Raw genomic sequence first — 7,772 nt, 5'->3', positions numbered from 1 at the left:
CCCGCATCGACATGAACAACCTGGTGGGTTTACACACCTAGCCCGCCACGCCGAACAGCGCGCCGACGCCGGCGGTCAGCGCCATCGCCAGCGCGCCCCAGAAAGCGACACGCAGCGCGCCGGCGGCGACCGGCGCACCGCCGGTGCGCGCGGCGACGCCGCCGAGCAGGGCGAGGAAGGCCAGCGAGGTGCCGCCGACCAGCGGCATCGTCGCGCTCACGGGGCTGAACGCCGCCACCGCCAGCGGCAGCGCCGCGCCGACCGCGAAGCTGGCCGCCGACGCCAGCGCCGCCTGCAGCGGCCGCGCGCGCAGCGTGGTGGTGATGCCGAGCTCGTCGCGCGCGTGCGCCTCCAGCGCGTCGTGCTTCATCAGCGCCACCGCCACCTGCTGCGCCAGCGCGGCGTCGAGGCCGCGGCCGACGTAGATCGCGGTCAGCTCCTTCAGCTCGGCCTCGGGTTCCGTCGCCAGTTCCCTGCGTTCGCGCTCGATGTCGGCGCGCTCGGTGTCCGCCTGCGAATGCACCGAGACGTACTCGCCGGCGGCCATCGACATCGCGCCGGCGACCAGTCCGGCCGCGCCGGCGACGACGACGCTGCCGTGCGAGGCCTGCGACGCCGCCACGCCCAGCACCAGGCTGGCGGTGGAGACGATGCCGTCGTTGGCGCCGAGCACGGCGGCGCGCAGCCAGCCGATGCGCTCGGTGCGGTGGCGTTCCCAGTGATGCACGGGCATGCGGATTCCCTCGGCGTGATCCGGCCGCCGGGATGCGGCCGCGCGTGCAGCATGCCAGCAAGCGGGGCCGGCGCGAAGCCGCACCAGTCCGCTCTTGCCGGGAGCAGGCATGCGACCCGCTCGTGCGGAGGATCGACCTGTCCAGGCGATCGGCGTGCTTCGTCGAAGGCGGACCGGCGACGGGGTCTATTGGGGAATCAGCAGTTCCTTGTGCGGCGAATAGTCGGTCAGCAGCAGCGTGCGGTCCTGGATCCCGCCGACCAGGTCGCCGTACTGCCGGGCCGTCGCCTTCTTGATGTCCGACCACTCTTTGTCGGCCATGAACTTCGCCCACTGGCGTTGCATCGTTTCCTTGTCCGGCCATTCCAGCAGATAGACGAACTCGGTGCGATCGTCGTGGCGCGATTCCCAGGTCGCCACGATCGGAAAATCGTAGCGCGCCATGATGCGCATGGCATGGTCGCGGAAGCGGTCGTGGAACGCCTGCTTGTTGTGATCGAAGATCTCGTAGATGCGCAGTTGGTGGACGACGCCATGCGTCAGCAGTTGCGCGTGGGTTCTCGCGCGCGCGGAAGTCGCGGCCGCAAGCGCGGCGGCGACGAGGACGGTTGCGAACAGATAGCCAGCGGCCTTCAGGGAGCGTGTCATGGGGTTTCCTCGGAAGTTGGCGTGCGACGCAGCGCGCAGCGGCCCGGCACCGATCGTCTTCGCCCGAGCGCAGGGGTTCGAGCGCGTTGCCGTCGCGAGGAGCGGCGGCGACCGGCCGGGTCGATTATAGGAACGGCCGGCGGCGCGGCGCACCGCAATCGAGCGGCGCCGCACAACACGCGGGGCGGCGCGCTATGGCCGTGCCGCCGGCGCGGCGGTGATGGCGCGCAGATATTCGCGATAGCGGACGAGGTGCGTGCCGCGCGCCGCCTCCTCGATACGCGCCGGCGCATGCACGACGAAGGGCTCGTGCACGGTGAAGCCGACGAAGCCGAGGATGCCGTGGTGGATCGGAAACAGGATCGGCGCCAGCGGCCCGTACATGCCGGCGTCGGAATAGGCTTCCGCCGAGCCGCCGATGGTCAGCGCGCACAGCGCATGCTTGCCGGCGAACACGCCGCGCGCGAAATGGCGGCCGCCGCCGTAGGCGCGGCCGACGGCGAACACGCGATCGATCCAGCCCTTCAGGATCGCCGGCATGCCGAGCCACCACAGCGGGAACTGCAGGATCAGCAGGTCGCACCACGCGAGCTTGTCCATCTCCGCCTGCAACTTCGGCACGTAGCCGTCGTGCGCGCTGGCGAACTCCTCTTCGGCCTGCAGCTTCAGCCGATGCGGATCGCGCACGGTGACGAAGTTGCGCCGGTCCGAGACCGGGTCGAAACCCATCGCGTAGAGATCGGAGACCGCCACCTCGTGGCCGGCATCGAGCAGCGCGTCGACCGCCGCGCGCGTCATCGCCGCGTTGAAGCTGGTCGGTTCGGGGTGGGCGTGGACGATGAAGACGCGCATGGGAAACCCGGGCTCCGGAAGAGGGCGCCTAAGCGCGCAGGTAGGCGACGAGATCGGCCAGGTTGCCGCCGACGCCGTCTGCGGCGACGCCGAGCCGCTCCGCCGGCGCACCGGCGGCGATGCCGCGCGCGGCGAGATCGAGAAACCGGCGACGGGTCAGCGGCATCGGACGCTCCGGGGTCGCCCGCGTGCATCGGTCGGCGAGCGCCGGCGCCGCTGCGCCGTGGCGGGGAACCGGCGCTGGCGATCCAGACCGGGCGGAGTGCGGCGGGCTTACGCGGCGCGCCTGAGTTCGCGCCCCAAGGGCGGGAGAGCGGCCGATCCCGGGAGCAGCTTGCGCGAACGCGCTACGTCGCCGGCGTTTCGTTGGTCAGCGCGTAGGCGCTGGCGCGCTCGGGATCGACCGGCCTCACCTCGTAGCTGAGCCCGCAGGCCATGCACGGATTGCGCGCCGCCAGCTCCGCCGCCTCCTCGAGGCTGCGCGCGACGATGAACCAGTAGCCGCCGATCACCTCCTTGGCCTCGGCGAACGGCCCGTCGACGATGCCCTGCCGCGAGACGCGCTTGCCTTCGCGCGCCAGCCGATGGCCTGGCTTGAATTTCCCTTCGGCCAGCAGCCGTTCGTACCAGGCGTAGAACGCGTCGATGGCGGCCTGGATTTCCTGCGGCGACTTGTCCGCATCCCACTTGCCTTTGGACAGGACGAGATAGTCGTGGAGCGGTGCGTTCGTGGTCATGGACGGTCCGGATGTGCGTGCCTGGGGAAGATGGGGCGGTCAGTCGCCGCCGCCTGGCGGAGCCCCGCGCCAACCGGCGCGGCGCTGCTCCCGTTGTGCGTGCTTGTACTTCGCCGCGTCGAATGAGAGGGGCTGTTCGGCCACGCACGTTCTCCCGTTTGTGAAACCGCGATGCCGCGACCCGGCGGGGCCCGGCGTGTCGAGGCTGGCGCCGTATCGGACGCGACTCGCCTCCGGCCGCCTCCAGCGTTCGCGCGTGCTCCTGCGTGCGCAGCGCGGGCATGACGTCAGTTGGCGGGTTCGGGTCTTCCCGCAGCCGCCGCATTCGTCTCGCGAGGGGCAATATCGAAGTGCAGCACCTCTTCCCGCACGCCAAGCTTGCCGTAAAGCGCGATGGCGGCGGCGTCGCCGTAGTCGGCCTGCACGAAGATGACGTGCGCGCCGCGCTGGACGGCGATCCCCTGCAATCTCTCGATCATCGCGGTGGCGACGCCCTTTCTCCGGTGATCCTGCCTGACCGCGAGATCGTAGATGTAGATCTCGCTGCGCGCCTGCTCGAACTTGGGAAGCACGTAGGCCGCGAGCCCGCCGACGACGTCCGGCCCCGCGAGCGCCACGATGGCGATGAAATGCTCGCTCGCCAGAAGGCGCCCGAGATAGTCGTCGTCGGGCTGGCGGGCGAGGTAGGTTTCCCGCTCCTCGAAGGCCTCGCCGAAAAGCGCAAGCATGGAGCGTAGCGCCGCCGTATCGGCGGCCTGCAGGACGCGGATGGCTGCGAGCCGACTCATCGGTCACCGGTGCCGGTTTCGGCGCCGCTCCGCGACCAGCTCAACGGCGGCCCCGGGGCATGGCGAGAGCATCGCCCGCCGCGGCGTCGCGCGGGGCGGCAGCGACATCGGATGGCGCCGGCTGCACGGGCTCGAGGAGCAGCCATGCTCCCGCGATGGACAGACCCGCGAACGTCGACGGACCGCCGGGCCAGGCATGGGTCTTGAAGATGGTGATGCCGAAGCCGGCGATAGCGAGCAACAGGACCGGCATCCAGGAGTGGCCCGCGCGCTTCAGCGCGACCGCGGCGGACACCGTGACCACCGACAGGGCGATCGCGCCCGTCACCGCCAGCACCGAGGCTGTGCCGCCGCCCATGATCGGGTGCTGCCAGATCGCATCGACCGGCCCGCGCCACGCCTGGGTGTCGCCGGAACCCTGCGCGGCGCTTGCGAGAATGCCGGTCGCCACGCCGGCCACCGCATCCCAGGCGGTCCAGCTCGCGCCGAAGACGAACATCGCCGCCCGGCAGACGCCCGCGGCGATTCCGGCCCGGTGCCGCACCAGCCGCACGACGCCGAGAGCGGCCAGCGGGAACAGCGGGATCTGCGCGTAGTGCACCGCGAGCCAGGTCCGCACGTCGAGCCGCAGCAGGTCATGAGGCTGCGGATGGACCAACTCGACGAGTGCAAGCAGCGCCGGCGCCCCGGTCACGAGCGCGAACTCGGCCATCGATCCACGCGGTTTCATGTTCGTCCTCCGGCGCTTGGACAACGGAACGGCACGCGGGGACTGCCGCCCGGCGCCTGGGCAAGGCGGCGGGCGTCGGTACCTCCGCCGGCATGATCGAACGAATCTTCCCGCATCGCCAGCAGGCTTCGATGGGCTGGACGGCACCCCGCGTCCTCGACGAGCCTCGATCCCTGTCGCGTCAGCGCGCCCGCGCCGGCGCCCTGCAACCCTTGCCTGCGTTGCGCCGCGCGAGCGTCGATGGCGAGGGCGCCGGTCCCGGGGACGGGCAAGCCGATGACGCTTCCGGCTCATCGTAGCCGATGATCGAGCGTGTCGATGCCGCGATACGCCGCTTCGTCCTCGGCGACGGACGGTCGTCGGAGTGGTGAACGGCGACCAGGTGCCGAGTCCTGGGGGCAGATTGCGGGTGTTCGGGCAAAGCCCAGCCGCGGCGAGGCGCGGCATGACGCTTCGACGGCTGCGCGGAGTCGGCGCCGCGGGCGAGGTGTCGGGCCCCGCGGGCGGCGGCGTTACATGTCCGCCGGGATCGGCAGGCACTCCATCACTTCGACGGAGGTGCCGGGGAAGACGCTGAAGTGCGGGTGCCCTTCGAACAGCCGGACGGCCTGGTCGTGCGTTTCGGCCCGGACGATGACGTAGGCCGTCATGGCGTTGCGGACGTCGGCGATGCCGGCGGGCGAGGCGGCTTTCGTCCTGCCCAGCGGACTGCCCGGATCGACGATGCTCGCCTTGTGGCGTTCGGCCCAGGCGCGCCACTGGCGGATGCCCGTGGCCTGGCGTTCGCGACGAACCGCCTCCGGCAGCGCGTTCCAGCCGGACATCGCGTCCGCGGTGCCGAGATAGACGGCAAGGAATGTCTTCATGGGGTTCCTCCGATGCGTGGACGGTCCGCCGGGCGATGCGCAGGGCGGGACGCAAGTACGACGATCGAGGACGCGCCGTTTCGACAGCATTGGCAGGGACGAGGGCGGAGAACCCCGAGGCGATGCCCGACGCCGGCGCTCGCCCATGCGCGTCGGCGATCCATGGGTTACGGCCCTTCGGTTGTCGTCTTCGTCGTCTGCCGGATGCACTACCGGGTGCCATTCAACAGCGTTGCCGACCAGACGGGCGAGTATGTCCCGCAGGTCCAGGCTGTCGTGAACCCGCAGGCATGGATGGCCGCGTAAGTGCCCGGCACCGAGCACGCGCCGGTGGCGGTGCACCGGCCTGTGAGGGTTAGCGACTCGCCCGGGCCAAGCATCGTGTCGTGCGCCATGAGCGCGGCGCCCTCCGGCGCTGTCGGAAATGTCATCGGATCGGGCGTACGGTGGGCGTCGAAGGTCGGGTAGGGATTGAGGTAGAGAATCGGACGCCTGGCGTGGTTGCGGAGTTCCAGGACGTAAGCGCCACTGGCGCGGTCGCAGGATCGCACCGACAGCGTGACGCCCTCGGCCGTGGGCGGGCCAATGCGCATGATTTGCGCACTACGGCCTTCGCTGCGGCCGCGAGGCAGGCGGGGAGAGGGATCACGACCTTGCAGACCCCATTGCTCGGCATGCTTCAGCTACGCAGATGGGTCTGTGCCGCCTAACGTTCGACATGAGCGGCGGCTTGCCGGCTGCGAAGCAGGCGGTAAGACGTCCACTCGATGGAGCGGGTTAGGCGTCAACGCTCGAGGGGGCATGATGTTCGAGCTGTTGAGCGAGCCCGAGGAGAATTCCTTCGGGTCCCCGGATATAGCAGAGGCGGTAGACGTCTTGGTAGTCGACGACTTCATCCACTACGGTCGCACCGAGCTTGCCAAGCCGGGAAAGGGTGTCGTCGAGATCATCGACAGCGAACATGACGCGCAGATAACCCAACGAGTTCACGGGCGCCGTGCGGTGATCGGAGGCGATGGCGGGGGCGTGGAAGCGCGAGAGCTCAATGCGGCAGTGATCGTCCGGGGTGCGCATCATGGCAACTTCTACGCGCTGGCCGCGAACTCCGGTAACGCGGCCGGCCCATTCACCCTCGATGGGCATGCGGCCTTCGAGGGTAAGGCCCAGTTCGCTGAAGAACTCGATGGCGGCATCGAGGTCTTCCACCACGATGCCGACGTTGTCGATACGCTTGACTGCCATGACGATTCCTTGGCGCCTAACGCCTGAGTTAAGCCGGCGGCAAACCGCGTAGCGGTTTGACGGTCGGCTTGAATGAATCGTTGGGGTGCACTGCCATGCGCCGACGACTGCCTACTATGAGCAGCCACAGACACGTTCCGATCTTGAACCGCCCTGGGAATCCCGGGGCGGTTCAGGGCGTCGGCTGTAGGCGGCTGTTGGGCGCTTTTTCGGCGTCACCATCTCGCAGAGCGGTCACCGGAGCGGCGGTCCGACAACTTCCATATTGTGCTTCTTCATCAGCGCCTGGTTCGCCTTGGCATCCACCCCCTGCCGCTCCTCGAACATCTTTTCGAATCCCCCTGGGACGACGCCAACCAGAATCACGCCGGGCTGCGTCCCGACGTTGCGGAAGGTATGCGGGGTGCCACGCGGGACGAAGAGAAAGGTATCGGCGGGCGCGCTCACGATCCGGTTGCCGACTTTGATGCTGAACTCGCCACGCACCACGTAGAAGAACTCGTCCTCCGTTTTGTGGATGTGCGTGGGCGGCCCGCTCTTTGGCGCAATGGTTTGGCGAAACACGCCGAGCGTGCCTGCGGTTTGCTGCCCCGAGGCCAGCACTTCGGTGACATCCGCTTCTCTGCCCTGAGGCCCACCGTAACGAGGAGCAGAGCCGGGGACGACGACGAACCCCTCTCCTGCCACCTTTCCTGGGGACGCTGTCTGTTGTGCAAACACGGAGGCCGCGCAGACGTATCCAATCAGCGTAGCGAGCACAAGCGCGAGTCTTCTCATGGGCCGTTCTCCTCTAGTGATGGAGGCTGTTGAGGGCCTGCTCCTGACGCCCAACGCCCAAGCTCAGCGACGGGCCGTGAGCGCAGCGAATGGCCCGTCCGCTGGAGCGCCTTGTTGGGCACTATGTTCACGGAGCTACCGTTGAGGCGAAGTAGTGACCCGAGTGCTTCCTGCACTGCACGCAGTGACACGCGTCGGGAGGCTTTAGCTCCCCTGTCACCACAAAGGTGACCTTGCCGCAGAGGCATGAGCCTTTATTGATCGCTGCCATGATTCGATCGGTTGCGCAGTGGTGCACACGGGCTCACTCCGTGAGGCCCAACTAACAAGCAGACCGCGGATCCTGGGTGTCGAGCGCTAGCTGTGATCTCTCAGTAGGTTGTTCACCCGGGGCGAACC

11 protein-coding genes are annotated in these 7,772 nt (G+C 68.9%); all 11 read right to left on the bottom strand.

Features of this window, described 5'->3' with window-relative positions:
- Positions 1-37: 37 nt before the first annotated feature.
- A complete protein-coding gene (locus tag MBSD_RS04975; protein WP_062535647.1) occupies positions 38-733 on the bottom strand; it encodes a VIT1/CCC1 transporter family protein in 696 nt (231 codons plus the stop codon).
- A 186-nt stretch (positions 734-919) separates the two neighbouring features.
- Positions 920-1,381, bottom strand: coding sequence for an NIPSNAP family protein (locus MBSD_RS04970; protein WP_062535645.1), 462 nt, complete (start codon positions 1,379-1,381; stop codon positions 920-922).
- Positions 1,382-1,573: 192 nt separating this feature from the next.
- Positions 1,574-2,233, bottom strand: a complete 660-nt coding sequence (locus MBSD_RS04965) for an NAD(P)H-dependent oxidoreductase (RefSeq protein ID WP_062535642.1) — start codon at positions 2,231-2,233, stop codon at positions 1,574-1,576.
- A gap of 28 nt (positions 2,234-2,261) precedes the next feature.
- Complete coding sequence (locus MBSD_RS15350) at positions 2,262-2,399, bottom strand: hypothetical protein (RefSeq protein WP_187300558.1); 138 nt, start codon at positions 2,397-2,399, stop codon at positions 2,262-2,264.
- Positions 2,400-2,580: 181 nt separating this feature from the next.
- The gene (locus MBSD_RS04960) at positions 2,581-2,970 is read right to left on the bottom strand and encodes a YciI family protein (protein WP_062535640.1); all 390 of its coding nucleotides are present in this window, start codon (positions 2,968-2,970) and stop codon (positions 2,581-2,583) included.
- Between the two features lie 287 nt (positions 2,971-3,257).
- Complete coding sequence (locus MBSD_RS04955) at positions 3,258-3,758, bottom strand: AAC(3)-I family aminoglycoside N-acetyltransferase (RefSeq protein ID WP_062535638.1); 501 nt, start codon at positions 3,756-3,758, stop codon at positions 3,258-3,260.
- Between the two features lie 40 nt (positions 3,759-3,798).
- Positions 3,799-4,488 carry a hypothetical protein gene (locus MBSD_RS04950; RefSeq protein ID WP_148667807.1) on the bottom strand — a complete coding sequence of 230 codons (690 nt, stop codon included), beginning with the start codon at positions 4,486-4,488 and terminating at the stop codon, positions 3,799-3,801.
- A gap of 512 nt (positions 4,489-5,000) precedes the next feature.
- Positions 5,001-5,354, bottom strand: coding sequence for a hypothetical protein (locus MBSD_RS04945; protein ID WP_062535635.1), 354 nt, complete (start codon positions 5,352-5,354; stop codon positions 5,001-5,003).
- 777 nt (positions 5,355-6,131) lie between these two features.
- Positions 6,132-6,596, bottom strand: a complete 465-nt coding sequence (locus tag MBSD_RS04940; RefSeq protein WP_062535633.1) for a VOC family protein — start codon at positions 6,594-6,596, stop codon at positions 6,132-6,134.
- 234 nt (positions 6,597-6,830) lie between these two features.
- Positions 6,831-7,373, bottom strand: a complete 543-nt coding sequence (locus MBSD_RS04935) for a cupin domain-containing protein (protein ID WP_082306492.1) — start codon at positions 7,371-7,373, stop codon at positions 6,831-6,833.
- 127 nt (positions 7,374-7,500) lie between these two features.
- Entirely contained in the window at positions 7,501-7,644 is a 144-nt protein-coding gene (locus tag MBSD_RS15990) for a GFA family protein (RefSeq protein WP_484502473.1), read from the bottom strand.
- Between the last annotated feature and the right edge of the window lie 128 nt (positions 7,645-7,772).

It is taken from the genome of Mizugakiibacter sediminis, assembly GCF_000953855.2.
In the GTDB taxonomy this organism is placed as follows: Bacteria; Pseudomonadota; Gammaproteobacteria; order Xanthomonadales; family Rhodanobacteraceae; genus Mizugakiibacter; species Mizugakiibacter sediminis.
The sequence above is the reverse complement of the archived record's forward strand: the minus strand, read 5'-3'. Positions and strand labels throughout refer to the sequence as shown.

Coding starts and splice junctions, on each gene's coding strand:
- MBSD_RS04975 (WP_062535647.1), bottom strand. CDS start 733: ATGCCCGTGCATCACTGGGAACGCCACCGCACCGAGCGCATCGGCTGG.
- MBSD_RS04970 (WP_062535645.1), bottom strand. CDS start 1,381: ATGACACGCTCCCTGAAGGCCGCTGGCTATCTGTTCGCAACCGTCCTC.
- MBSD_RS04965 (WP_062535642.1), bottom strand. CDS start 2,233: ATGCGCGTCTTCATCGTCCACGCCCACCCCGAACCGACCAGCTTCAAC.
- MBSD_RS15350 (WP_187300558.1), bottom strand. CDS start 2,399: ATGCCGCTGACCCGTCGCCGGTTTCTCGATCTCGCCGCGCGCGGCATC.
- MBSD_RS04960 (WP_062535640.1), bottom strand. CDS start 2,970: ATGACCACGAACGCACCGCTCCACGACTATCTCGTCCTGTCCAAAGGC.
- MBSD_RS04955 (WP_062535638.1), bottom strand. CDS start 3,758: ATGAGTCGGCTCGCAGCCATCCGCGTCCTGCAGGCCGCCGATACGGCG.
- MBSD_RS04950 (WP_148667807.1), bottom strand. CDS start 4,488: ATGAAACCGCGTGGATCGATGGCCGAGTTCGCGCTCGTGACCGGGGCG.
- MBSD_RS04945 (WP_062535635.1), bottom strand. CDS start 5,354: ATGAAGACATTCCTTGCCGTCTATCTCGGCACCGCGGACGCGATGTCC.
- MBSD_RS04940 (WP_062535633.1), bottom strand. CDS start 6,596: ATGGCAGTCAAGCGTATCGACAACGTCGGCATCGTGGTGGAAGACCTC.
- MBSD_RS04935 (WP_082306492.1), bottom strand. CDS start 7,373: ATGAGAAGACTCGCGCTTGTGCTCGCTACGCTGATTGGATACGTCTGC.
- MBSD_RS15990 (WP_484502473.1), bottom strand. CDS start 7,644: ATGGCAGCGATCAATAAAGGCTCATGCCTCTGCGGCAAGGTCACCTTT.